This window comes from Dysgonomonas sp. Marseille-P4677 (assembly GCF_016652235.1).
GTDB lineage: Bacteria > Bacteroidota > Bacteroidia > Bacteroidales > Dysgonomonadaceae > Dysgonomonas.
On record NZ_JAEPKU010000031.1, the window covers coordinates 11,605 to 36,318 of the forward strand.

General features: G+C 36.6%; 22 protein-coding genes. 5 read left to right on the forward strand and 17 right to left on the reverse strand.

Going from position 1 to position 24,714, the window contains the following annotated elements; translation table 11 throughout:
* Window positions 1-53: 53 nt before the first annotated feature.
* On the reverse strand, window positions 54-1,190 hold the full coding sequence (locus tag JGH11_RS07740) for an AI-2E family transporter (protein WP_201111005.1): 1,137 nt from the start codon (window positions 1,188-1,190) through the stop codon (window positions 54-56).
* Window positions 1,191-1,274: 84 nt separating this feature from the next.
* Here JGH11_RS07740 and dacB point away from each other — a divergent pair, with 84 nt between their 5' ends.
* Entirely contained in the window at window positions 1,275-2,717 is a 1,443-nt protein-coding gene (gene dacB, locus JGH11_RS07745) for a D-alanyl-D-alanine carboxypeptidase/D-alanyl-D-alanine-endopeptidase (RefSeq protein WP_201111006.1), read from the forward strand.
* Window positions 2,718-2,732: 15 nt separating this feature from the next.
* On the opposite strand, the gene JGH11_RS07750 is transcribed toward dacB, so the two are convergent.
* From JGH11_RS07750 to JGH11_RS07785, 8 genes are all read right to left on the reverse strand, one after another.
* Complete coding sequence (locus JGH11_RS07750) at window positions 2,733-3,338, reverse strand: SIS domain-containing protein (protein WP_201111027.1); 606 nt, start codon at window positions 3,336-3,338, stop codon at window positions 2,733-2,735.
* 125 nt (window positions 3,339-3,463) lie between these two features.
* Window positions 3,464-3,970 (reverse strand): 5-(carboxyamino)imidazole ribonucleotide mutase, encoded by a 507-nt coding sequence (purE, locus tag JGH11_RS07755; protein ID WP_201111007.1) that lies wholly within the window; start codon window positions 3,968-3,970, stop codon window positions 3,464-3,466.
* A 5-nt stretch (window positions 3,971-3,975) separates the two neighbouring features.
* On the reverse strand, window positions 3,976-4,356 hold the full coding sequence (gene gcvH / locus JGH11_RS07760; protein ID WP_201111008.1) for a glycine cleavage system protein GcvH: 381 nt from the start codon (window positions 4,354-4,356) through the stop codon (window positions 3,976-3,978).
* A gap of 30 nt (window positions 4,357-4,386) precedes the next feature.
* Window positions 4,387-5,142, reverse strand: coding sequence for a phosphatase PAP2 family protein (locus tag JGH11_RS07765; RefSeq protein ID WP_201111009.1), 756 nt, complete (start codon window positions 5,140-5,142; stop codon window positions 4,387-4,389).
* Window positions 5,139-6,599, reverse strand: a complete 1,461-nt coding sequence (gene rpoN, locus JGH11_RS07770; RefSeq protein WP_201111010.1) for an RNA polymerase factor sigma-54 — start codon at window positions 6,597-6,599, stop codon at window positions 5,139-5,141. The genes JGH11_RS07765 and rpoN overlap by 4 nt, the downstream gene beginning before the upstream one ends.
* A 56-nt stretch (window positions 6,600-6,655) precedes the next feature.
* Window positions 6,656-7,159, reverse strand: coding sequence for a DNA-deoxyinosine glycosylase (locus JGH11_RS07775; protein ID WP_201111011.1), 504 nt, complete (start codon window positions 7,157-7,159; stop codon window positions 6,656-6,658).
* 4 nt (window positions 7,160-7,163) lie between these two features.
* On the reverse strand, window positions 7,164-8,936 hold the full coding sequence (locus JGH11_RS07780) for a peptide MFS transporter (protein WP_201111012.1): 1,773 nt from the start codon (window positions 8,934-8,936) through the stop codon (window positions 7,164-7,166).
* A 56-nt stretch (window positions 8,937-8,992) separates the two neighbouring features.
* Entirely contained in the window at window positions 8,993-10,360 is a 1,368-nt protein-coding gene (locus JGH11_RS07785; RefSeq protein WP_201111013.1) for a nitrate/nitrite transporter, read from the reverse strand.
* Between the two features lie 186 nt (window positions 10,361-10,546).
* On the opposite strand from JGH11_RS07785, the gene coaBC reads away from it, so the two are divergent.
* Window positions 10,547-11,740: a bifunctional phosphopantothenoylcysteine decarboxylase/phosphopantothenate--cysteine ligase CoaBC gene (gene coaBC, locus JGH11_RS07790; protein WP_201111014.1), complete on the forward strand. Its 1,194-nt coding sequence runs from the start codon at window positions 10,547-10,549 to the stop codon at window positions 11,738-11,740.
* A 22-nt stretch (window positions 11,741-11,762) separates the two neighbouring features.
* Here coaBC and JGH11_RS07795 read toward each other — a convergent pair whose 3' ends face one another.
* The 3 genes from JGH11_RS07795 to tsaE form a co-directional block, all read right to left on the reverse strand.
* Window positions 11,763-12,689 (reverse strand): TIGR01212 family radical SAM protein, encoded by a 927-nt coding sequence (locus JGH11_RS07795; protein WP_201111015.1) that lies wholly within the window; start codon window positions 12,687-12,689, stop codon window positions 11,763-11,765.
* A 98-nt stretch (window positions 12,690-12,787) separates the two neighbouring features.
* On the reverse strand, window positions 12,788-13,798 hold the full coding sequence (locus JGH11_RS07800) for a LysM peptidoglycan-binding domain-containing protein (protein ID WP_201111016.1): 1,011 nt from the start codon (window positions 13,796-13,798) through the stop codon (window positions 12,788-12,790).
* Between the two features lie 226 nt (window positions 13,799-14,024).
* Window positions 14,025-14,441 carry a tRNA (adenosine(37)-N6)-threonylcarbamoyltransferase complex ATPase subunit type 1 TsaE gene (tsaE, locus tag JGH11_RS07805; RefSeq protein WP_201111017.1) on the reverse strand — a complete coding sequence of 139 codons (417 nt, stop codon included), beginning with the start codon at window positions 14,439-14,441 and terminating at the stop codon, window positions 14,025-14,027.
* A gap of 265 nt (window positions 14,442-14,706) precedes the next feature.
* On the opposite strand from tsaE, the gene mutS reads away from it, so the two are divergent.
* The 3 genes from mutS to JGH11_RS07820 all read left to right on the forward strand — a co-directional run bounded on the left by mutS (window position 14,707) and on the right by JGH11_RS07820 (window position 19,080).
* On the forward strand, window positions 14,707-17,289 hold the full coding sequence (mutS, locus tag JGH11_RS07810; protein WP_201111028.1) for a DNA mismatch repair protein MutS: 2,583 nt from the start codon (window positions 14,707-14,709) through the stop codon (window positions 17,287-17,289).
* Between the two features lie 85 nt (window positions 17,290-17,374).
* Window positions 17,375-18,316: a UDP-glucuronic acid decarboxylase family protein gene (locus tag JGH11_RS07815; protein WP_201111018.1), complete on the forward strand. Its 942-nt coding sequence runs from the start codon at window positions 17,375-17,377 to the stop codon at window positions 18,314-18,316.
* Window positions 18,317-18,363: 47 nt separating this feature from the next.
* The gene (locus JGH11_RS07820) at window positions 18,364-19,080 is read left to right on the forward strand and encodes a glycosyltransferase family 2 protein (protein ID WP_201111019.1); all 717 of its coding nucleotides are present in this window, start codon (window positions 18,364-18,366) and stop codon (window positions 19,078-19,080) included.
* 7 nt (window positions 19,081-19,087) lie between these two features.
* Here JGH11_RS07820 and JGH11_RS07825 read toward each other — a convergent pair whose 3' ends face one another.
* The 5 genes from JGH11_RS07825 to JGH11_RS07845 all read right to left on the reverse strand — a co-directional run bounded on the left by JGH11_RS07825 (window position 19,088) and on the right by JGH11_RS07845 (window position 24,662).
* Entirely contained in the window at window positions 19,088-20,206 is a 1,119-nt protein-coding gene (locus JGH11_RS07825) for a glycosyltransferase (RefSeq protein ID WP_201111020.1), read from the reverse strand.
* Window positions 20,203-21,246 carry a glycosyltransferase family 9 protein gene (locus JGH11_RS07830; protein WP_201111021.1) on the reverse strand — a complete coding sequence of 348 codons (1,044 nt, stop codon included), beginning with the start codon at window positions 21,244-21,246 and terminating at the stop codon, window positions 20,203-20,205. The genes JGH11_RS07825 and JGH11_RS07830 overlap by 4 nt, the downstream gene beginning before the upstream one ends.
* Before the next feature lie 33 nt (window positions 21,247-21,279).
* Window positions 21,280-21,885, reverse strand: a complete 606-nt coding sequence (locus JGH11_RS07835) for a DUF4254 domain-containing protein (protein ID WP_201111022.1) — start codon at window positions 21,883-21,885, stop codon at window positions 21,280-21,282.
* Window positions 21,886-21,915: 30 nt separating this feature from the next.
* On the reverse strand, window positions 21,916-23,460 hold the full coding sequence (locus JGH11_RS07840; protein WP_201111023.1) for a YifB family Mg chelatase-like AAA ATPase: 1,545 nt from the start codon (window positions 23,458-23,460) through the stop codon (window positions 21,916-21,918).
* 71 nt (window positions 23,461-23,531) lie between these two features.
* On the reverse strand, window positions 23,532-24,662 hold the full coding sequence (locus tag JGH11_RS07845; protein WP_201111024.1) for a redoxin domain-containing protein: 1,131 nt from the start codon (window positions 24,660-24,662) through the stop codon (window positions 23,532-23,534).
* Window positions 24,663-24,714: the final 52 nt, after the last annotated feature.

A 24,714-nucleotide genomic window follows, 5' to 3' on the forward strand; every position in this document is an offset into this window, starting at 1 on the left:
TTATATCGTTCTTTGAAAAAGAGGTGTAAAGATACAAAAAAAATCATATGTTTTCAAGTCTCATCGAAGGGGATGTTTTGTTGAGACTCTTCTGCTGCCTGTATTCTTTCTGCCGCCATGATGAATTCCTTGTAGTATGACAGAAGCAGGGTAGTTAATGGTATTGCAATAATCATACCCACAATCCCAAATAGAGAACCCCATACAGATAGGGATAGTAAGATGATTGCAGGATTTAGGCCCATTGCCTTTCCCATAATTCTAGGTACGAGAAACAAATCCATGATACATTGTACAATGACATATATCAATGCAACTAATCCTAGCATAGCCCAGAAACTATCATCAGTTTGTGAGGCACGTAACCAACAAAGTAATATGGCAGGAGGAAAGGTAATAACCTGAAGGTATGGGATCATATGTACTAATCCCACAAATATACCAAACAAAATAGCCATTGGAAGGCCTATGATTTGAAATCCTGTGGCATAGAGGGCAGCAAGGATGCAGCAGATGAAGGCCTGATGTCTGAAATATTTATTCATACTGTTTTCTACATCAAGTGTTATACGTCCAACCAATGGGCGATATTTCGGAGGAATGAGAAATCTCCATAGTTCGTTGATCTTATCATAATCGAGTAGAATAAAGATAAGGTATAACAATATGATGAAAATAACTGTTAGCCCAAAAAGGAATGAAATGGTACTGGAGAATAGTTTCTCTAAAGCAGGACTTATATACTGTATTGTTTCTACGATATTATCTTTAGAAAGGGTAGCTTGCAATTCCTTGTAATCGATATATCGTCCTATAATGTCTGCTATATTTACCGGAATACCATTGTGGCTAATAGATGATAAATCGTAAGTGGCTATGAGGCTATTTATTTGCCATATTTCATTTTCAATCAGTGGAATTAAGATAAATCCTAAGAGTGTAACTATCCCGGCCACAGATAATAGCGTAAGTATTACTGCTAGGGAATGAGCTAATCGCAACTTTCTCTGATAGAAACGAACCATCGGATTAAGCATATATGCAAGGAGCCAAGCTATAAAAAACGGTAATAAAACATCTTTTAGCAGATAAAGAAAATAAAGGCCTAGTCCTATGGCAAGCACGCTTATTAACATCCGGATGGTACGGTCGAAGGTAAAAGGCTTATCGAATGGTTGTCCTAATGGCATATTGGGATACTAAGGATTGAGATTTTTACTATATCTTTACAAAGGTATTTTATTTTTCTGATTTTTCGTAACAATTTGTCCCTGATGAATGTAAAGACTTTAAAATTATCGCTATCCTTATGGTTGATACCTTTTTTCGTATGTGCACAGTTAAAGCAAGCCGGGATACATACATTTCTTGATACGCCTGAACTGGAACATGCTTCGGTCGGTATTTGTGTGAAAGATATTTCAGGAAAAGAGTTGGTTTCTTATAATGCAAATAAGCTCTACACTCCGGCATCCATCCTTAAGGTGATAACTACTGCTACAGCCTTAGAAGTTTTAGGGCCGGAATACAGATATGAAACGACTCTATCAAAGGACTTGGATCAGGAGAATAGATTGTTAATACATGGTTATGGAGATCCAACCCTCGGTACTAAGCATCTCGACAATATACCCTATATATTTATTTCACAATGGGAAGATAAGGTCAAACAGAATTTCGATTCAACAAAGAAACTTGATATAACAGTTATAGATGATTATTTCGGATATGAGGGTATTTCAGATAGATGGATTTATCAGGATATGGGTAACTATTATGCAGCAGTGAGCTATGGTATAAGTGTTTTTGATAATACTTACCAATTATTCTTTAATACAATGCGTCGCGATACTTGTCCTGTCATCGTAAGAACTGATCCTGAAATAAATCTTAATTTCCGTAATACAATGACTTTAAATACTACAGGGCAGGATAATGGTTATATACACGGAACTCCTTTCTCGACAGACAGATTGCTTACGGGAAATATTCCGGTCGAACGTACGGCTTTTAGTATCAAAGGAGATATTCCTAATCCGGGATTGTATTTAGGAGAGGTTTTGGCAAAACGGCTGGCTGATTCGGGTTATACTATCGGCAAAGTACAAAATACATATAATAGATATTTTGAGAATATGTATCTGAAAGAAAAGGCAACCTTTTCGGAAGACATTTTTTATCGTCATCGATCTTTTCCCGTAAAAGATATAATAAAAGAAACTAATGTAAGTAGTAATAATCATTACGCTGAGCATCTTATTCGTACTATCGGGAGAACGAAGAATACTGATATTTATACCTCTTCTTTGGATGCAGGGATTGAGAAAACTATAGAATTGTGGAAAGATAGAGGGTTAAATATAAAAGAATTATCAATGTTTGATGGAAGTGGTCTCGCTCCATCCGATGCTATAAGTCCTGCCTTTATGTGTGATTTATTAGTGTATATGTATACCGATAGCAAAAATAGTCAGTATTTCCTCGAATCTTTACCTAAAGCAGGCAAGGAGGGAACCGTGAAAAACAGGTTAAAGGGTACTCGTTTGGCTGGAAAGGTTTCTATGAAGAGTGGAAGCATTTATGGAGTGCAATGTTTTGCCGGATATTATATAGATGGAGATAAAAAATATGCCTTTACAATAATGGTAAATAAGTTTACAGGTCAGCGTAGCCAAGTAGTAAAAGCGATTGATAAGCTTTTACTTTCCATGTTTTAGAGACAAAGATTAAGTTTATTTGCTCATCTCTCTCGATTTATCACCTAGATAGCCACCATGGTGACGTTTAGCATAATCTGCCGCTGAGAATTTGATTCGCTTCATTGTTCCTACTACAAGGATATCTCCAATTACAGTCATCACTGTGGTTGATGTAGTTGGGGTTAGGCCTAAAGTGCAAACCTCTTGAGGTCGTCCTGTCAAAATACATACATCTGACTTTTCAGCCAAAAGACTTTCTTGATTACTGGTTATAACAATAAACTTTATATTTGGGATGAGATTTTTGGCTAATGAGATCAATTCTATTATCTCTCTGGTTTTTCCTGAATTGGAAATAGCAAGTACAATATCATTTTCTTGCAATATTCCCAAGTCTCCATGCTGAGCTTCGCTCGGATGTAGGAATACAGCCGAAGTTCCTGTCGAACTGAAAGTCGTAGCAATGTTTTGAGCTATCTGCCCGGCTTTTCCCATTCCACTTGTTACGAGCTTTCCCTTTCTCGTATGCACTTGTTCTACAATAAGATCTATTGCTTTCGTATAAGCATCAGTGACAGGTATATTTAGTATCGATGCTGCTTCGTGATTGAGTATAGAGCGTATTTCCTCAGAGTTCATATCCATTTATTTTGCTTTGCCAAAGATACAATTTTTATCTTGTTTTATACAAAATGGAACTTTAATATAAAAGAAAACCCCTGCTCAGTTAAGGACAGGGGTTACTCTATGAATGAGAATTGTTCTTAATTCGTTTTGAATTTATATTGAACTTTAGCCAGCTCTTCATTGGCTTTTTCAATCTTGCCTTTCAATGTTTCCTTATAAGCCACCAATTTTGTATGCAGATTGTCATCCCCCGTTGCTATCATTTGCAATGCAAGAATAGCGGCATTCAGGGATCCATTTATACCTACTGTGGCAACCGGAATGCCCGGAGGCATTTGTACAATGGCTAATAAAGCATCCATTCCATCGAGTGAAGCGTCGATAGGAACTCCGATAACCGGGATTGGAGTCATTGATGCAATTACACCCGGAAGATGTGCTGCCATACCGGCTGCTGCAATAATCACTTTTATACCTCTATCGTGTGCTCCCTTTGCAAAAGTTTCCACTCTCTCAGGTGTACGATGTGCCGACAAAGCATTTATCTCGAATGGAATCTCCATTTCATCGAAAAACTTTGCTGCTTTTTCCATTACAGGAAGATCAGAAGTGCTTCCCATAATTATGCTAACAATAGGTTTCATTTATATTATTTACCAATTAGTTTTTTATAGTCTGCTGCCGATAACAGGCTGTCAAGTTCAGCAGCATCTTTTATTGTTATATTTATAATCCAGCCTTTTCCGTATGGATCTTCGTTTATTAATTCCGGTTTATCTTCAAGTTCAGTATTTACTTCAAGGACTTCACCGGTTACAGGCATTAACAGGTCAGATACTGTTTTTACAGCTTCTACGCTACCAAATACATTGTCTTTATCGATTGTTTCGCCTTCTGTAGTTACATCTACAAATACGATCTCGCCTAGTTCGCTTTGAGCAAACTCAGTGATGCCCACTACAGCTTTATCGCCTTCAACTCTGATCCACTCGTGATCTTTCGAATACTTCAAATTTTCCGGAAAATTCATAATCTCGATTTTTTTCTCTATGTTATTAAACTATAAGTTCTTAAAAAAGAATACAATAAAAGCCCAAAATGTGCCTATCCAAACACAAATGTATGATACTATAAGGCCAATTAAAAAGCTAATATATACTTGTGTCGGAGTATGTCGTTGAAGTATCAGACGAGATACACCTAAACATCCTGCTAAGATAAACAAAATGATGAACAAAATGAATGGATTCAGCCCTTTAACATTGTAACAAACTGACAAAGTGCAACCGATGAGTGCACCCATTGCCATCATTTGCATGCTTATCTTCCAATATTTAGTAGTAATAGCCCCTATGACGATTAAAACGATGGGTGTTGCCAATATTCCTATAAACCATGTATATAGGTTGGCCGAAACAAAATAGTAAAGAAGGAGGCTGTACGAGCAAAAGGCAAGAAGGTAGGGTATGAACCAATCAATCTTACGAGTAGGATCGTAGTTGTTTACTAATCCGGACTTATTTAAAAAGTATATGCTGCTTGCAGGAACAACACATGTGAGAAATACCACAGGTAGCATGAACCTGATAAATTGTCCTGAGAATATAATGTTGAAATCGGTATATAGGAAAAGTAAAGCTACACCATATATTCCCATGAATAATGGATGGAAGATTGTAGATATGATATTTGCCAGAAGAGGTTCCTTTGTTTGAGGAGGTGTATATAGAAATTGTGATTTTTCTGAATTGTGGTCACTTCCCATATTGGATAGGTTATTTCCTGAATCGAGCGCTTCGTCTATTTCTTCTATCATATTTCTTTTCTTAATCTGGCAACAGGAAGATTCATCTGTTCCCTATATTTAGCCACTGTTCGGCGAGCTATTATATAGCCTTTTTCTTTCAATATTTCCGAAAGCTTATCATCGGTGAGAGGTCTCTTTTTATCTTCGTTCTCTATGCATTCTTTTAATATAGCTTTTACTTCACGGGAGGATATCTCTTCGCCGGTATCAGTTTGCATAGATTCGGAGAAAAAGTACTTAAGTGGATATATACCAAAATTAGTCTGTACATATTTACTATTGCTTACACGTGAAATGGTTGATATATCATAGCCGGTTCTTTGGGCAACATCTTTTAATATCATTGGTTTTAGCTGAGCTTCATCTCCAGTGAAAAAAAAGTCGTATTGCATATCCATGATGGCTTGCATCGTGCGTTGTAATGTATCTTGGCGTTGTTTGATAGCATCGATAAACCAACGAGCCGAATCGAGCTTTTGTTTTACAAATAGTACAGCGTTCTTTTTATCGGTCGACATGCTTTCTTTATTGTCGGCATAACCTCTCAATAAGTTGGAGTATTCATGACTTACCCTTAAGTCGGGAATATTGCGATTGTTCATGCTGAGGATAAGTTCTCCATTGTATGTTTCTACGATGAAATCAGGAACAATGGTACTAAGGGTAATAGTCATAGAATCTCCCCAATTATTACCGGGTTTTGGATTCAATGTGGTTATATCTTGTATTGCTCCTTTTAGATGGTCCTCGTCTGTACCCAGCTGCCTTATAATCTTATCGTAATGTCTTTTTGAGAATTCTTCGAAGTGATCAGTTATGATCTTAATGGCAAGGTTGGTGTAATCAGATTTTTCTTTCCTTTCCAATTGTAATAACAAGCATTCTTGTAAATTGCGTGCCGCTATTCCAGCCGGTTCAAAGTCCTGAATTACATGTAGAATATTTTCTAGTTGTAATACTGATACATCGATGTTTTGTTGAAAAATAAGATCATCGGATATAGCAGATAAGGAACGATCTAAATATCCGTTTTCATCGATATTGCCGATTATGTATTCTGCAATTTTCTCATCCTTTTCATTTAGTTCACATTCACCTAGTTGTTCTATTAGATATTCATGGAGAGAGGAGGCTACCGAGAAAGGAATTTCTTCATGCTTTCCTGTGTTTTGCCTGTTATTGTCGCGAAGTTGATAATCGGGGATTTCTTCCTCATTTAGGTAATCGCCCAGTGTTATCTCCTCCTGAGTGATAGTTACGTCATCTTCGGAAGAAAAATCATCTTCGTATTCCGATGTACCATCAGTCGCTTCGAGTCCCTCTTCTAAGGCTGGATTGTCTTCTAGTTCCTGCTTAATACGTTCTTCTAATTCAATAACAGGCAACTCGGTTAATTTAATAACCTGCATTTGAAGAGGAGAGAGCTTCTGTTGTTGTTTGAGTTGTAACTGTTGCTTCAGAGCCATAGAATCCGAATATATTCTGTTGAGACAAAGATAATAATAAAAACAATATTTTTATCCTAAGGTTCACTGTAGGATTTAACTACCTCCAATAGTATTTTCCATTTCTCGATTTTTTCACTTAGTTTCATTGTCGCATTTGCCGGACTGGGAGATGGTAATGTGATAAATGTTCTGTTTTCATCGAATCCTACATACCTTCTATAAAACTCTTCGGCTTTCTTACTCGTGAAAAATATATGTTTTATTTGGGGGTGTTTTTTATAGAATTTCTCAAAGTTATTCGGTTTTTCATTTCTTATATTGGTATCAAGACTTCCTTTTCCTTCACATGATTCCAATACATCCCAAATCGCAATGTTGTTTTCTATAAGTAAAGCGTTCTTTTCTTTATAATCTTCTGGAAGAGGTTTCTGGAAAAGAGTAAATATTATTTTCCAAAATTGATTGCTCTTATGTCCATAACGTTCTTTTTTTCGCAAAGACTCTTCACTGGGCATTGTTCCAAGAATCAATATGCGAGATTTTTTATTAACTATTGGTTCAAAAGCAATCTTTCTCATAATCTTATTTTATTCCGTGCATCATTTTCATCAAGCGCTTCGAAAGGAAGAATAGTATAACTGATGCAGCTCCGGCCATAAATACAAAAAGCATAAAGAATTCATACAAATTCGAAATTCTGTATCCGATGAATGTTTTGGGATTTTCTATTTGTTGTTGTTCCATGCTACGTTGTATCCCTGCTTTCACCGCTTTATCTTCTATTTTGTAAAAAGTGATAATATCGAAAGGGATAACCTTTTTATCGCCTTTATCTATGATTTCTTTTTCAAACTCTTCAGGTAATAGTACTAATGAATTCTCTTTTTCTACAGATTGAACTGTGGCTAATTCTATCAATGGTTCAGGATAATAGCTGCTTAGCGTTCCTGCAAATTTATTAGCCGCAGCAGAACTTAAATACCATACGGCCATCAACAAAGACGCAAACCGTATAGGAGCAAGCTTATTTACCATTGATAGGCCGATAGGAGATAAGCAAAGCTCACCAAACGTATGTATTGTATAAAGGCTTATTAACCAGAGCATACTTACTTTTATTCCAGGAGCCAGCCCTTTTACTCCAAATGCTATGACTAAGTAGCCGATGGCTAATAGGAATAATCCAATCGACTGCTTATAGGGGGATGCCGGTTCTTTTCCCCTTTTACTTAGTTTGGCCCAAATGGCAACGAATATGGGGGCAAATATAATAATAGCTACAGCATTAACTGACTGAAAATAGGAAGTAGGGATTGTCCAATTGAATAATTCAAGATGCCTGTCCGTCTGTTCTTCGGCAAAATATGTAAGGGATGCACCTGCTTGCTCGAATGCCGACCAAAAGAATATGACAAAGAAAGCTATTATGTATATAACCCAAATACGGGAGCGTTCTACTTTAGTGAGCGAAGGATCGGAAATAATATAACCGGGAGCAGATATGGCAAGTGAAAATATCAAAGAGCCGATCAAATCGGTATTTAATTCAAAATAAAGAAGTAAAAATAACAGTATCCACGCCAATCCCCATATAATAGCAATTTTAAGATTAAACTTCTCTTCTATGGCTGGTGATTCTTTCTCTTCTGATAATTTTTTCTCGGTTTCGCTTCTTTTCGTGTCTTTGCTGTTTGGGATTATACCGATTGGATCGCCTGACGGAGTTTGTAAATATTTGTCTTTACATAAAGAGAAAATAATTACACCAAGTAACATTCCAATACATGCGGCGAGGAATCCCCACTTGAAATCGGCAGGATGTCCTGTATCGCCAAGAACACCGCAAATAATAGGTGCAATAAAAGATCCGGTATTTACTCCCATGTAAAAGATTGTATAGGCCGAGTCCTTTCGTTTATCTTCAGGCTTGTACAATTGTCCGACCATAGTTGATATATTCGGCTTGAAAAAGCCATTCCCAAAAATAAGGAATCCCAGGCCAGAAAACATTAATATAGTTGCTAACTCTGCATTTTCGAAAAAAGAACCGGAAAGAAACATCAAAAATTGCCCTACGGCCATCAATAATGCACCCACAATAATGGAACGACGATTGCCCCAATAACGATCGGCTATATATCCACCTATTAGAGGGGTTAAATATACCAAGCCTGTATAACTGCCATAGATTTGTGAACTATAAGCCTTATCAAAAAGCAGAGCTTTTGTCATATAAAGAACAAATAATGCTCTCATTCCATAATAGCTGAACCGTTCCCACATCTCGGTGACGAAAAGTAAGTATATGCCTTTAGGGTGTCCTTTTGTAGGTGTATTTTCGATTTTTGGAGTCATCGACATAAAGCTGTTATATATGAAAAATCCGGTTTGTTAGGACCGGATCTTTGATTTTATTTTTGGATGTTTGGTTTTTCCAGTCCGTAACCTTTTTTCTTGTCTTCGCGTTTTAATATCATTGCAACAAAGAGAGCAAGTATGCCGAAACAGGTGAAGATTATCATGGGTAACTGAAAATCATAAAGAGTCGCTCCCTCTGCACTCTTACCAATTATACAATATTTGTTCAATACCCATCCTATTAATAACGGAACGCCTCCCAAACCAATGTTTTGCACCCAAAATATAAGGCCATAGGCTGTTCCTAACTGATTCTGAGGTATTATTTTTGGTACTGAAGGCCACATAGCAGACGGAACGAGTGAAAATGCGATTCCTAAAAATACCATTAGTATTGTTGCAAACCACCATATATTCAGTAAGGGCAATGAGAAGAAGAAGTGTACTACTGTCAGTAGTAATGCACCTATCATCATCAAGGTTACGCCTTTGCCTAATTTGTCAAATATGCCTCCAAAGAGAGGAGTTAAAAATATAGCCCCGATAGGAAGCATTGCTGGTATAGAACCTGCAAACTCAGGCTCTACATTATATTTATTGGTCATTAAAGGAACTGCGTATTTCAAGAAGGGATATACAGCAGAATAGAATAATACACACATGAAAGCTAATAGCCAGAATCCTTTATTCTTTATAACGAGTAGAATGTTTTTAGCGTTAAATGCTTCTTCATCCGATTCTTCTTGATCTGTTTCGTCTAATGATTTTTCAAGTTTTTTGTCCATTACACAAAATACTAGATAGCTAATTAGGCCAATACTTAATCCGACAAGCCCTAATAAAATCGGAGTCGAAAGACTGTTGAAATGTTTCGCTAACGGCAAGGCCGCTGATAGGGCTAAAGCTGTACCTATACGCGCAACAGCAACCTGCAACCCCATGGCCAGAGCCACTTCGTGACCTTTGAACCAGCGTGCAATAGTTTTTGTGACGGTAATACCTGCCATTTCCAACCCCATTGCAAAAATTGCATAACCAATGCAAGCCACTAATAATTGTGTCTTCAATCCCAATGTGGTTCCTATAAATTGGTCTGGATTGGCTACAGCATAATATTTTATAAAACAACCGATAAGCATTGTTGCACACGAAAGGACTCCTGTCATCCGCACTCCTATCTTATCCAATACTACTCCTCCAATAATAAGCATGAAAAAGAATACATTTATCCACATGTAGGAAAAATTGAAAATTCCAAAGTCGCTGGCGGTCCAGTTAAATTCTTTTCCTAGTTCTTCCATCAACGGAGCCATCACATCTGTAATGAAATAGGCGCAGAACATAGTGAATGCAACTAGTGCCAATACAGTCCATCTGGCAACCTTAGAGTCGCTTAGTTTTTGCCTTAATATTTCGGTCATTTTTTATTGATATTTAATGTTAGTTCTAATTTTTGCAATGCAAAAGTATAGAAAAGAATTAGAAAAGTATAGATGAATGCTTTAAAACATGGAAATGTGATATGCAAAATAAGATTAAAAAATTTTAGATTCATTTCGTCACTAATTATTTCTATTAGATGTATCTTTGTTTAAAATACAATAATTATGACTCTGAAAAATAAACATATCGTATTGGGTATTAGCGGCAGTATAGCAGCATATAAAGCAGCATCACTGGCTCGTTTATTGATTAAAGCAGGTGCTGAAGTCCAAATCGTAATTACACCATCGGGGAAAGAATTTATAACTCCGGTTACTTTATCTACTTTGACTGGTAAGCCTGTAGTAAGTGAGTTTTTTACTGCTAATGATGGTACATGGCATAGTCATGTGGATTTAGGCCAATGGGCAGACCTCATGCTTATTGCACCGGCTACAGCTTCTACTCTTGGTAAAATGGCAAATGGTATTGCCGATAATATGCTTATAACGACCTATATGTCGATGAAAGCGCCAGTAATCGTCGCTCCTGCTATGGACTTAGATATGTTTGCTCATCCTGCTACAACAAAAAATCTTGATATACTACGTTCTTATGGGAATATTATTATAGAGCCTGCTTCAGGTGAACTAGCGAGCCACCTTATCGGTAAAGGAAGAATGGAAGAGCCGGAAAATATATTAGCTCTTGTTGAAGATTTCTTTAGTAAGCAATCAATCCTTTCAAAAAAAAAAATATTGATAACAGCTGGACCGACCTATGAAAAGATCGATCCTGTACGCTTTATTGGTAATTATTCATCGGGGAAAATGGGGTTTTCTCTTGCAGAGGAATGTGCTGTTCGCGGAGCGGAGGTAACATTAGTTGCGGGCCCAGTGTCGTTAAAAGTAAACCATCCGAATATTACGCGTATAGATGTTGAGTCTGCAGAAGAGATGTATAATGCTTCGATAAAAGTGTTTCCATCGATGGATACGGCTATATTATGTGCAGCAGTTGCAGATTTTCGTCCCGCGGAGCAATACGAAGAAAAAGTGAAAAGAGGAGGAGATATACTTAATATTTCGCTTGTGCCCAATAAGGACATTGCAGCATCATTGGGTAAAATGAAAAAAGCGAATCAACTTCTTGTTGGTTTTGCTTTGGAAACGAATGATGAGGAATCAAATGCCTTAAAGAAGATAGTGAAGAAAAATCTCGATTTTATCGTACTAAATTCACTGAATGATGCTGGAGCAGGGTTTAAATATGATACAAATAAGATTGCAATAATAAATAGAAACGGAGAACGAATTGATTTTGCCTTAAAGTCGAAAAAAGAAGTTGCTTCAGATATAATTGATGAGACATTCAGATGAAATCTCTATAGGTTTACGTTGATTAACCTGTGGGGTAAAGTTTTCCCTGATAAGTTTCTCTTTCGGCAAACCTTCTTAGAACTTTAGCCGTGAATTCGAAGTTTTTTAAGCCCCAGTCAGGAGCAATAAGTAATTGCTTTGGCGATTGGGATATAAAACGTTCGATGATGAACTCCGGATTCAACCTTTCTGCGAAATCTATTACTAGATCAATATAGTCATCCACTTCAAACAAGTTGAACCATTGAGGGTTTTCACGATGCTGCTTTGCCATCACTGTTCCTTTTATTAGCTGCAATTGATGTAGTTTGATTGTTGTTAATGGTAGTTTTGATACTTCATCAGCATGAGCAAATATTTGCTCTTTACTCTCATGTGGCAATCCTAAAATTAGGTGTGCTCCCGTATAAATTCCTCTTTTTGCTGTTTTATTTATTGCTTCAATACTTTCGGCGTGAGTGTGTCCCCTGTTTATAAATTCCAGAGTAGAGTCAAGTGTTGATTCCAGTCCATATTCGATAATAAGGAAAGTGCGTTTGTTTAATTCGGCAAAATAATCAAGTAATGCATCGGGCATACAGTCAGGGCGTGTCCCAATAATAAGGCCTACGACATCGGGGTAAGCTAATGCTTCTTCATATAGATCGATTAATTTGTCTATACTATCGTATGTGTTAGTATACGACTGAAAATAGGCAAGATATTTCATTTGAGGGTACTTATGCGAAAAGAAAGCGATTCCGTCTTTTAGTTGGTCGCTTACAGAACGTTGTTTGCCTCCATAACCGGGGCTGAAGCTTTGATTGTTACAATAAGTACACCCCCCGACAGCTTTTGATCCATCGCGGTTCGGGCATGTAAATCCTGCATTTATAGATATCTTTTGAACTTTATAGGGGAAATGTTTAGAGAGGAGTTCTCCGAATTCTTTATAATATTTATTTTCCATCAGGTTGTTTTCCTTTTGGACGCAAAGTTAGTGATAAGACAATTAATATTACTTTAATGTCTCCAATTTAATAATCTTTAAGCAGAACCTACATTGCATTAATATAGGCTATTCTCTGCCAGATTATTATTTATAGGTACAAATATCAGCAATCGTTGTCTTATCTTAGCTATATTGTGAGCTAAGTTATTCCATTGGATTATATCGTCTTTTGAGACTTTGTATTTAGCAGCTATTTGAGTAACTGTTTCTCCAATTTTGACTTTGTGATATATTTTCTTTAGATCTTTGTCTTTTTCCAAAGAAGAGATCTTTGTAGAGAGTGATGTTTGGTCGCTTTCAGTTTCTAAAAGTATATTTGCAATATCGGCAACAAGCGTTTCTGCTTTAGTTATGCTGTCTTGTTCGATATGTTCAGTCGTTGTAGCCAATTCTGTTTCTTCAATTTTTGACTTTTGATTTTTCAGGAATGCAAATGAGATAGGGGCAGAGTTGCTTAGATTTCTAATGCTGGAAAATGCACTTTCTGCAACATTGGCCAACTGATGAAATATATCTTTCTTTTTTTCTCTTGCAGGAGTCTTGAGGTTTTTCTCTGTTAAAGAAAGTACTTGGGCTGATATTTCATTTTCAACTACTTGACTCTGACTAAAATATTCGTTTCCGGTTTTTTGGAGATACTGGTCAAATATTTCAAGAGCTAAATGAGGATTAGACTCTATGGTGACAAGTTCAGGAGCTTTCGGTTCTACAGACTCAGGTAATGAAACGTATACAATCTTTTCAATCTTAAGTTCGGTTCCTTCTGGTATATTGTTCCCTCTTAAATCATTCCACTCTTTTAATTCGTCTATTGTTACATCATGAGTTTTAGCTATCTGACTTAGTTTTTCATGCTTAGAAACTTTGTACAAAACGACAACCAACTGTGCCCGTTGTATATTTGAGTATAAAATGTCCTGATTTACATCTTTTTCATCCAAATCAACTTCAGTGATTTCTGATTCTATTAGTATATCCTTTTCGATTGCTGAAGGGATTTTATAGCTTGTATGTCCCTCAATTGTTAGTGCGCATAAAATTAGTAGTCCTGTTAGTAGTGTTCTCATAGTAAAGTTTTAATATAGAAGCGTAATGCTTAACCGACAATTATATATTGCTTTTCGTAGTGTAAATATAAATACTAATATCAGGTTATTTGTTAATATTTATCATTTCTAACTATAAGTTTTTATTTGCTCGATCTATTAGTCTTTCTGTTTGTTTATTTTAAGGGATAAAAAAACACAGATAAATTGTTTTATCTGTGCGTACTGTTTTGTTTATTATTTGTAGTTAAATATCTAATATTACGTTTCGTGAACCATCCTCAAGAGCTTTAATCCTTACATTAATTGTATCTTTAGGAAGTAATTCTTCGATCAATTCGGGCCATTCAATGAAGCAAAGGCTCCCACTGTAGAAATAATCTTCGTAGCCGAAGTCATATACTTCTTCAATTTTATTAATTCTATAAAAATCGAAATGATATATTAGCTCCGCACTATCAGAGCGGTATTCATTTACAATAGCAAATGTGGGACTGTTGATTATATCGGATACTCCCAGATTTTGACAAATAGCTTTGATGAAAGTTGTTTTCCCCGCTCCCATTTCTCCGCGGAAGGCAAAGACGGTGTTGTCGCCCATTGCTTTGATGAACTCTATTGCTGCATCATCTATTTTTTCAAGTGATTCTATCTTTATATTCATATTGAGGTATTATTATTTGTTTGCAAAGATAAGGTTTTCAGTTTGTCCACTGTTAGAAAAATATTATTTAATAGCTGTTATGCCTAGCTGTCTAAATGTTTAGAGCCAAACCCTGGCTTTTTTCTTTTTGTAGATTAATCTATCTTATAAAAGTAAAAAATACTTCATTTAATTTTTTCTATCTTTGCTTACTTGTAACTAATTATAAAGAATACATCTAAATAAATATAAGATTGTGGCAAAGAAAGTAGCAGAAACCCCACTGATGAGACAATATCTCGAAATTAAGAATCAGCATCCTGATGCTATATTATTATTTCGAGTGGGCGATTTTTATGAGACGTTTTCACAAGATGCTATCGATGCTGCTGAGATTTTAGGGATTACTCTTACCCGTAGAGCAAATGGTGCTGCTCAGTTTGTTGAACTGGCCGGATTTCCCCATCATGCCTTAGATACTTACTTGCCTAAGTTGGTACGTGCCGGGAAACGGGTTGCTATTTGCGATCAGTTGGAAGACCCTAAACAAACGAAGACTATTGTAAAAAGAGGGATTACCGAATTGGTAACTCCCGGTGTTTCGATCAATGATAATATACTCAATCATAAAGAGAATAATTTTCTATGTGCAGTCCATTTTGCAAAAAGTACTTGTGGAATATCCTTACTTGATATTTCTACAGGTGAATTTATGGTGGCAGAGGGTGCAAAAGAGTATGTAGATAAGTTACTTACTAATTTTTCCCCTAAAGAGGTTTTGGTGGAAAGAAGTAAGAAAAAACTCTTTGAGGAATATTTTGGATCACGTTTTTTTATTTTCGAATTAGACGACTGGGTTTTTACTGAAGATACAGCCAGGGATCGCTTACTGAAACATTTTGAGACAAGAAATCTAAAAGGTTTTGGAGTAGAACACCTTGCTAATGGAGTAATTGCGGCCGGAACAATTCTTCATTACCTTGATGTTACACAGCATACGCAAATAAGTCATATAACATCACTTTCGCGTATAGAAGAAGATAAATATGTACGCCTCGATAAATTTACGGTACGTAGTTTAGAGCTTATCTCTACAATGAACGAAGGGGGTAAGACCCTTCTCGATATATTAGATAAGACTATTTCTCCAATGGGTGCTCGCATGCTCCGTAGATGGTTGGTTTTTCCATTGAAGGACGAAAAACCGATAAATAGTCGGTTGTCTGTTGTTGAATATTTCTTTAAAGATTTAGGATTGAAGACCTTGCTGGAAGAACAACTGTCTCTTATAGGAGATCTTGAGCGCATTATATCGAAAGTTGCTGTAAATCGGATTACTCCACGTGAAGTAGTTCAATTGAAAGTTGCCCTCAAGGCAATTCAGCCTATTCGTGATGCTTTCCTTGCTTCTAGTGAACCTAGTTTAAGAGAGATAGGAGAGAAGCTCAACCCTTGTCCTATAATACGCGATCGTATAGAAAAGGAGATATTCCCGGATCCACCTACAATGTTGAACCGAGGAAATGTGATTAACAAAGGGATTGATCCTGAGCTTGACGAATTGCGCGATATTGCATTTTCGGGAAAGGACTATCTATTGAAGATACAACAGCGCGAAATGGAAGCGACGGGTATTTCATCTCTTAAAATAAGCTTTAATAGTGTATTCGGGTATTATATAGAGGTTCGTAACTCACATAAAGATAAGGTTCCTGCTGAGTGGATTCGTAAGCAGACTTTGGTAAACGCAGAGCGCTATATTACTCAAGAGTTAAAGGATTATGAAGAGAAAATCCTTGGGGCGGAAGAGAAGATTTTAGCCCTTGAGACGAAATTATTTAATGATCTTGTCATGAGTCTTGTCGAATATATTCCGACAATACAAGTAAATGCGAATCTTATTGGCCAGACTGATTGTCTTCTGTCTTTTGCAAAGGCTGCAAAGGAGAATAAATACATACGCCCCGAAATAAATGATACGGATGCCTTAAATATAAAAAATGGACGTCATCCTGTAATAGAAAAACAATTGCCGGTAGGTGAATCTTATATTGCGAATGATGTCTTCTTGGACAGTAATTCCCAACAAGTTATTATAATCACAGGGCCTAATATGGCTGGTAAGTCGGCATTACTCCGCCAAACTGCATTGATTACACTAATGGCGCAAGCGGGCAGCTTTGTGCCGGCTGAATCGGCTCAAATCGGACTAGTAGACAAAATATTTACTCGTGTTGGTGCATCGGACAATATTTCCCTCGGAGAGTCTACATTTATGGTAGAGATGAACGAGGCCTCCGATATATTGAACAACCTATCTTCTCGGAGTCTGGTATTGTTTGATGAATTAGGACGAGGAACAAGTACTTATGACGGGATCTCTATTGCTTGGGCAATTGTAGAATATATACACGAACATCCTAGAGCAAGAGCAAAAACGCTTTTTGCTACTCACTATCACGAATTGAATGAAATGGCGAAATCTTTCAAACGGATAAAAAATTTCAATGTATCTGTGAAGGAAGTTGCCAATAAAGTTATCTTCTTGCGTAAGCTTATACCGGGAGGTAGTGAGCATAGCTTTGGAATTCATGTTGCTAAAATGGCTGGAATGCCTCAAAGTATAGTGAAACGGGCAAATTCGATATTGAAGCAACTCGAAACGGATAATCGTAAGCAAGGGATATCAAAACCGATAAGTGATATTAAAGAGAATAGGGAAGGGTATCAATTGAATTTCTTCCAATTGGATGACCCTGTTCTGAGTCAGGTTCGGGATGAGATAAAGCTATTGGACGTGAATAACTTAACCCCTGTAGAAGCATTGAATAAATTAAATGAGATAAAGAAGATCGTTTCGGGAAAATAAATGTATTAAAGAATTCTCAGTGTGAGATGTTTTTTGTTTCTTTGTAGCCTTAAACAAGCTAGCAAACAATCATATAGCAAAACTAATGAATCGTAAGAAAATTCTCGTAACAGGAGGTGCCGGATTTATAGGCTCTCATTTGTGTGAAAGATTATTGAAAGAAGGTAATGAGGTTTTATGTTTAGATAATTATTTTACCGGATCCAAGGAAAATATTATTCATTTATTGGATAATCCTTATTTCGAATTAATCAGGCATGATGTTGTTCATCCATTCCATGTAGATGTAGACGAAATATATAATCTGGCTTGTCCTGCGTCCCCCGTTCATTATCAATATAATGCGATTAAAACTATCAAGACTTCTGTGATGGGCGCAATCAATATGCTTGGCTTAGCAAAGCGGCTGAAAGCAAAAATATTGCAAGCATCTACCAGCGAAGTTTATGGAGACCCTAATGTTCATCCGCAACCCGAATCATATTGGGGAAATGTAAATCCAATAGGTATTCGTTCGTGTTATGATGAGGGAAAGCGTTGTGCAGAGACATTATTTATGGATTATCACCGTCAGAATGGGGTAAGAGTGAAGATTGTGCGTATTTTCAATACTTATGGACCGAATATGAATCCTCATGATGGTAGGGTTGTCTCAAATTTTATTGTTCAGGCACTTAAAGGCGAAGATATAACTATCTATGGAGACGGAACCCAGACTCGTAGTTTTCAATATGTAGATGACATGGTTGAGGCTATGATAAGAATGATGGCAACTGACGATTCTTTTGTAGGGCCTGTGAACACAGGAAATCCGGGAGAGTTTACTATGCTTGAATTGGCAAATCTGGTTTTAGAGTTGACCGGCTCAAAATCTAAGCTAATATTTAAGTCTCTTCCTAGCGATGACCCAAAACAGAGGAAACCGGATATTTCTTTGGCTAAAGAAAAGTTGAATTGGGAGCCTAAGATCGAGTTGAGAGAAGGCCTTATTAAAACTATAGATTACTTCGATAAAAAGCTTAAATAAAGCTTATAGAACTACCAAACAAAAAACGATACAAATTACAAAAAAAAATGAAGCTTTCAATTGTTATTCCGGCTTATAATGAAGCTCGAACTATTCATCTGATATTGAATAAAGTTTTAGCTGTAGAACTCATAAACAACATTAGTAAAGAAATTATCATTGTCAATGATTGTTCGAAGGATGATACAGTAGGTGTTGTGAAAAAATATATTTCAGAACATCCTCAGGTAGATATGAAGCTTTTTGAGCAGCCAGTCAATATGGGTAAGGGGGCAGCTCTACATAGAGGAATTAAAGAAGCAACCGGCGACTATTTAATAATTCAGGACGCAGACTTGGAGTATGATCCTGAGGAATATAATATATTACTCAAACCTGTTGTAAATGGCTTTGCAGATGTTGTATTTGGCTCTCGGTTTATGGGAGGCAAACCTCATCGTATTCTTTTCTTCTGGCACTCTATCGGTAATCGGGTTCTGACATTTGTATCTAATATGTTCACAAATCTGAATCTGACAGATATGGAAACCTGTTATAAATTGTTTCGTTCCGACATAATCAAATCAATTCCACTTCAGGAAAGACGTTTTGGCTTTGAGCCTGAAGTAACAGCCAAAGTATCTCGATACCCTAATGTAAGGATTTATGAAGTTGGTATATCATACTATGGACGTACGTACGAAGAAGGAAAGAAGATTGGTTGGCGAGATGGAGTAAGAGCTTTTATCTGTATGCTTAAGTACGGATTATTCCGAATGAAGTAGTTTTTGATTATAAATCATATAAAAAAGATTCGATTGATGTGGTGAAGTTATCCCAAGACAATCGTTTCTTTTCTTTTATAATATTCTCTTTAAAGATAGCCTGTCGGTTATTTGAGAAAAAATCTTTTATTCCCTGAGCTATATCACAGGAACTGATTGTAGGTACCACCAGCCCTGTATTTGACTCTCTAACAGTAGAGCCTAATGCACCAACATTGGTGGCAATCATAGGCAATTCCATTTGGTAAGCTAAAGCTACTACACCACTTTGCGTTGCCGATCTGTATGGCAAAACTAGGGTATCTGCAGCTGAAAACAATATAGCGACCATATCGTCCGGTATATATTGCTCAAAGGTGATAATGTTGTCTTTTAAAGGAGAACCATCGATTAATAGTTTATATTTGTCGAAGTTGCCGTAACTTTCTCCTGCTATAATCAGCTGATAGCTTTTATCCAATTGGCCCATAGCTTCTATAAGTATATCTAAACCCTTATAGTCGCGGATAAGACCAAAGAATAATAAATTTTTCTTATTACTATTGATCCCCAGCGTTCTACAAGCTTCAGCTTTATTTATACGCTGTGCATAATGGTCGTATATTGGATGCGATTGCAGCTTAATATTGGCATCTTTCTTGATTGCTAAAAGATCGTTTTTGACAGGCTCACTCATAACGATGAAAGCATCACATCTATTGAAGAAGAATTTAGCTAGAGGTTTTTCTAATAGCGTTCTTTCGTGAGAAATGGCATTGTGTACAAGAGATACTATCTTTATCTTCTTATTGAGCAATAGGCATACTGAGCCAAAGGCTGGTGCTAGGAAGGACATCCAATAAGGAATGATCAGTATATCGGGACTGTAATCGTTTATATGGCGTGCAGTGCATATATAAGAAAACGGATTTATACTGCTTAATACACGATTACTATCGATTACAGTCGCCGTATCCCCGTCTGTTACATATTGAGTTTTTCCGGGGAAGAGAAAATTAGGGTAGAGAGTCGTAAATGTGAATGCTTTCACTTGATTCCGTTTCGATAATTCAGAATACAAGCGAGCGTTTAATTGTGCAAGCCCCCCTCTGTAAGGGTAGAATGGTGAAAGGATAGCGATTTTCATGATTCTCTTTGAGTTAATACTCTATGGATATGATTAACGACAATATCTTCTTTTATTCTTTCCATACATGCATAGTCTTCCCCCTTCCTTAAACAAGGTATTTCTCCATACACAGAACAAGGACGGCAATCCAAATTGATCTGTATTGCGTTTTCTATATTTTGATTGAATCCATAGAAACCTAATGCAGGATGAGTAGCTCCCCAAATAGAAACTACCGGAACTTGTACTAATGAGGCTAAATGCATGTTCGCCGAATCCATCGACAACATTATATCAAGATATGATATAAGTAGAAGTTCATTTTGTAAATTTAATTTTCCTGTTAGATCAATCGTCTTAGGATATTTTTTAGCCCACAAAGAGAGTACTTCTTGTTCTTCTTTTCCAGATCCAAATAAAAATATGGAGATATCCCCGTCCCTGGAAAGAATTTCTATTACCTTTTCCATCTTTTCTAAAGGATATATCTTTCCTCTATGTTTTGAAAAAGGAGCGATTCCAACCCACTTGCCTTTTTTTTCGTTGGTAATTGACCTTAATAGAGAGAAATCTCTTTGTAGAAAATCGAAATAATTATTAAATGTCATGGGTGCGGGAAATCCCAATCGGTCAAAGACTTCCTGATAGCGTTGAATAGTATGCTTTAGTGAAGGTGAGAGCTGTTTATGCTCTATCATAAGTTTCTTTTCTCCCCGCCCCTTGTTTATCTTAGCTACTTTATGCCCCGTTATTCTCATCGTAAAACGGATTGCTTTTGATCGTAGTACATCATGTTCATCGGCTACATGTGTGAATCTCATAGGCAAGATTCGTTTCATCACTTTGAAATAGCCCCTTATTCCTCTATGGCGTTTCTTAATGTCGAGAGGAATAACATTGACATTGAAGCCGAGGTTCTCAAATAAGGGAGCAAATGCTTTTCTTGTCATAACTGAAAAACGGTCTTGAGGATATTTTGCCGCAACAGAATAAATGACAGGTACAAGCATCGCTACATCTCCAAAAGAAGATATTCGTATCACCAGTACTTTAGACATAATAAATTGTGTATTATAATTTTGTAAATGTGTTTAGGTTTTTCCGTATAAAACAGGGTTTAAGTTAGGATCATTATACATTTTCATCTGTTTATATACTTTCATATATTTTTTTCCTGATTCAATATCCTCAAGCAATTCTTCTATCGCAGTTGAAAGATCTTTGCGCTGAGTAAGTAATACTTGAAGCTTCTTTGAAGTGGATTCTTTGTGCTCTAAAGTAGCGTTTGTTCTATTAGCTTCTTGCTGCATGTGATATATTTTAAGGGCTAGAATCGATAATCGATCTATTGCCCATGCCGGACTTTCTGTATTTAAACGCGCTTCAGATATAGGTGTTATATCTTTGTATTTGTCAAGGAAATAACTGTCTATAAGTTCAACAAGATCAGTCCTTTCCTGATTGGATTTGTCGATTCTTCGCTTTATAATAAGAGCTTCGTTCGGATTGATCTCCGGATCACGGATAATATCCTCCAGATGCCACTGGACTGTATCGATCCAATTTTTAAGATATAAGAAATATTCAATTGATCTTTCTGGATATGGATTATTGATAGGTGTGTCTACACTATCAAATTTATGATAATCATTTATTGTTTTTTCGAAAATAGAATTACTTAAATCTGTAAATTTCATAATTATATAGATTATATGATTGATTGTAAATTAAATCTTATTAGCCCAAGTTTCTCTGTCAAGATTCCTGTAATTAATAGCCTCTGCTAAATGCTTTGGTAATATTGTTTCCGAATTATCGAGATCGGCTATCGTACGTGATACCTTCAAAATTCGGTCATATGCTCTGGCTGATAAATTGAATCTGTCCATCGCCGTTTTTAATAATGTTAAACCCGCTTCATCCGGAGATGCATATTTAGCTAGTAATTTTGGTGTCATTTGCGCATTACAGTATATTCCATCTTCATTTTTGAAGCGTGAGGCCTGTAATTCTCTCGCCCTGATTACTCTATTTCTGATTGATTTGCTAGGTTCGGCAGGAGATTTGTCTGAAATCTTCTCAAATGGCACAGGTACTATTTCTATATGTATATCAATCCGGTCGAGTAATGGACCGGATATTTTATTTAAATATTTTTGTACAGCTCCATTCGGGCATACGCATTCTTTTTCAGGATGATTGTAATATCCGCAAGGGCATGGATTCATAGAGGATACTAGCATAAAACTGGCTGGATACTCAACGGTGAATCTAGATCTGGAGATAGATATCTTCCTGTCCTCCAAAGGTTGGCGCATGACTTCTAATACACTGCGGCTAAATTCAGGTAGCTCATCCAGAAATAAAACTCCATTATGGGCAAGACTGATTTCACCAGGTTGAGGGAATGCTCCTCCTCCAACTAAAGCTACATCAGATATAGTATGATGAGGGCTTCGAAATGGGCGTTTTGCCATCAGCGAAGTTTCAGTTCCTATTTTCCCCGCTACGCTATGAATCTTTGTTGTTTCTAAGGCCTCATGGAGAGTAAAAGGAGGTAGAATAGATGGCATACGCTTAGCCATCATCGATTTTCCTGCACCGGGAGGACCTATCATTATTAAATTGTGTCCGCCAGAAGCAGCTACTTCCAATGCACGTTTCACATTTTCTTGCCCTTTTACATCCGAGAAGTCAAAATCGAAGACCTGTTGTGCATTATTAAATTCAAGTCTCGTATCAACAATAGTTTTATCTAATGTTCTGTCATCGTTGAAAAAATCGACCACATCGTTTATTTTATCAACTCCGTAGACATCCAAATTGTTTACAACAGCAGCTTCTTTTGCATTTTTAGAAGGTAATATTATCCCTTTAAAGCCAAGTTCCCGGGCTTTCACCGCAATAGGTAAAACTCCCTTTATGGGTAATATACTGCCATCAAGTGATAATTCACCCATTATAACGTAATCTTCGAGCTTTTCATTTTTTAGGCTGTCTGAGGCTGCTAATATACCAATGGCTAAAGGAAGATCATATGCTGTACCTTCCTTGCGTATATCTGCAGGTGACATATTGATTACTATTTGTTGACGGGGGAATTTATAACCGTTAACTTGTAATGCAGATACAATGCGTTCGTGACTTTCTTTTACCGATGTATCAGGTAAACCTACCAACATGAATTTAATGCCTTTTGAGCAATTTACTTCAATTGTAATCAAATTGGCTCCAATACCCTGTACGGCTGCTCCAAAAACCTTAACTAACATTCAATCTTTAAATACATTATCCCACAAATGTAAGGAAAATAAAGGAATAACGACTGTTCTAATTTTTATTTTTACTTAGTCTCGGTTAGCTCGTTAATCTTTTTCTCTACAGCTTGAATCGGTAAGTCCCTTTCAAGGATAAGTCCGGTAGGTGAGATTAAAATATTATATGGTATTTCGCGGATGTAGTAAATGTCGAATTGCTTTGCCGACCAACCACCCATTACAGGCAAAATAGGCCATTTAATCGTGTCTGTAATATTCTTAGAAAGCGGGACTTTTTCTATATCTTTTACAATGGAAATAAACTCAATATTTTTCTTCTGTTTTTTTAAATTGTCGTAAACTGCAACTGCATCTTTTTTCTCATCAAGACATGCTTCGCAAGTAGTAGCAATGAACATCAGAAGAGTATATTTACCTCTATAGTCAGCAAGCTGAATATTTTTCCCTTTCACATCCTTTAGCGAAAAGCTCGGGGCTATAGAATTAACAGCAGACATTTTTACTCTATCTCTAAAGTTTTTGAGTTCAGCCGTTAAATAGAAGTCTACAGCTTTTCCCCTTAATAGAGAGAGGCTTTCATCAAGTCGCGGAATAGAACTTTCATCCTTAAAAAAGGTGTTCATGAGCATAACACTAGCTATTTTATCAGGATTTGCTTTTATGTATGCGGCGGCGATATTTGATAGTTCAAAGTTGATATTTTTCAATTCTACTACGTAATCTTTGACAACAAGACTATCATTGTTTGTTATGCCTTTTTGTGCTTGATTTAATATGTCTGCGCGAGATTTAAGCAGGGTCTTGTTCTTATTCTTAAATTCGGTCAAGTCATCATTCACTTCGCCTCCTTTGGCTTCTATAAGATCGGGAAAGAGGACGTCTCCTTTCAATTCTATCTTCCAGCCTTTATTTGCTAAGATAAATGTACTTTTTGTATTTTGATTGAAGTATAATGATAACTCTGTTAATGTGTCGATTTCTGCCTTAAATGAAAATTCACCTTGGGGATTTATTCGAATTGTGTCGATTATAATTGAATCACCTGATTCATGCGATATATAGAAGTAATCACCGGAGACATTTTCTAATTGTCCTGACACTTCATATGTGTTACTGTTTCTATCACAGGATGCTGTTATTATTACAATAAATAGTAATAAAAGTCCGGTATATATTAAGATCTTTATTTTTGACATTCTATTGTATTCTGATATGATAAAACTCTCTTCTATCTATAACGTACAAAGA

Excerpts from the sequence above, each read along its gene's own strand:
- JGH11_RS07835 (WP_201111022.1), bottom strand. The coding sequence starts at position 21,885 with ATGAAATTTACAGATTTAAGTAATTCTATTTTCGAAAAAACAATAAAT.
- JGH11_RS07800 (WP_201111016.1), bottom strand. The coding sequence starts at position 13,798 with ATGAGAACACTACTAACAGGACTACTAATTTTATGCGCACTAACAATT.
- JGH11_RS07740 (WP_201111005.1), bottom strand. The coding sequence starts at position 1,190 with ATGCCATTAGGACAACCATTCGATAAGCCTTTTACCTTCGACCGTACC.
- JGH11_RS07750 (WP_201111027.1), bottom strand. The coding sequence starts at position 3,338 with ATGAACTCTGAGGAAATACGCTCTATACTCAATCACGAAGCAGCATCG.
- JGH11_RS07780 (WP_201111012.1), bottom strand. The coding sequence starts at position 8,936 with ATGACTCCAAAAATCGAAAATACACCTACAAAAGGACACCCTAAAGGC.
- JGH11_RS07840 (WP_201111023.1), bottom strand. The coding sequence starts at position 23,460 with ATGTTAGTTAAGGTTTTTGGAGCAGCCGTACAGGGTATTGGAGCCAAT.
- JGH11_RS07785 (WP_201111013.1), bottom strand. The coding sequence starts at position 10,360 with ATGACCGAAATATTAAGGCAAAAACTAAGCGACTCTAAGGTTGCCAGA.
- JGH11_RS07845 (WP_201111024.1), bottom strand. The coding sequence starts at position 24,662 with ATGTCAAAAATAAAGATCTTAATATATACCGGACTTTTATTACTATTT.
- JGH11_RS07765 (WP_201111009.1), bottom strand. The coding sequence starts at position 5,142 with ATGATAGAAGAAATAGACGAAGCGCTCGATTCAGGAAATAACCTATCC.
- JGH11_RS07825 (WP_201111020.1), bottom strand. The coding sequence starts at position 20,206 with ATGAAAATCGCTATCCTTTCACCATTCTACCCTTACAGAGGGGGGCTT.
- rpoN (WP_201111010.1), bottom strand. The coding sequence starts at position 6,599 with ATGGCTCTGAAGCAACAGTTACAACTCAAACAACAACAGAAGCTCTCT.
- JGH11_RS07830 (WP_201111021.1), bottom strand. The coding sequence starts at position 21,246 with ATGTCTAAAGTACTGGTGATACGAATATCTTCTTTTGGAGATGTAGCG.
- mutS (WP_201111028.1), top strand. The coding sequence starts at position 14,707 with ATGAGACAATATCTCGAAATTAAGAATCAGCATCCTGATGCTATATTA.
- dacB (WP_201111006.1), top strand. The coding sequence starts at position 1,275 with ATGAATGTAAAGACTTTAAAATTATCGCTATCCTTATGGTTGATACCT.
- JGH11_RS07775 (WP_201111011.1), bottom strand. The coding sequence starts at position 7,159 with ATGAGAAAGATTGCTTTTGAACCAATAGTTAATAAAAAATCTCGCATA.
- coaBC (WP_201111014.1), top strand. The coding sequence starts at position 10,547 with ATGACTCTGAAAAATAAACATATCGTATTGGGTATTAGCGGCAGTATA.
- JGH11_RS07815 (WP_201111018.1), top strand. The coding sequence starts at position 17,375 with ATGAATCGTAAGAAAATTCTCGTAACAGGAGGTGCCGGATTTATAGGC.
- gcvH (WP_201111008.1), bottom strand. The coding sequence starts at position 4,356 with ATGAATTTTCCGGAAAATTTGAAGTATTCGAAAGATCACGAGTGGATC.
- JGH11_RS07820 (WP_201111019.1), top strand. The coding sequence starts at position 18,364 with ATGAAGCTTTCAATTGTTATTCCGGCTTATAATGAAGCTCGAACTATT.
- tsaE (WP_201111017.1), bottom strand. The coding sequence starts at position 14,441 with ATGAATATAAAGATAGAATCACTTGAAAAAATAGATGATGCAGCAATA.
- JGH11_RS07795 (WP_201111015.1), bottom strand. The coding sequence starts at position 12,689 with ATGGAAAATAAATATTATAAAGAATTCGGAGAACTCCTCTCTAAACAT.
- purE (WP_201111007.1), bottom strand. The coding sequence starts at position 3,970 with ATGAAACCTATTGTTAGCATAATTATGGGAAGCACTTCTGATCTTCCT.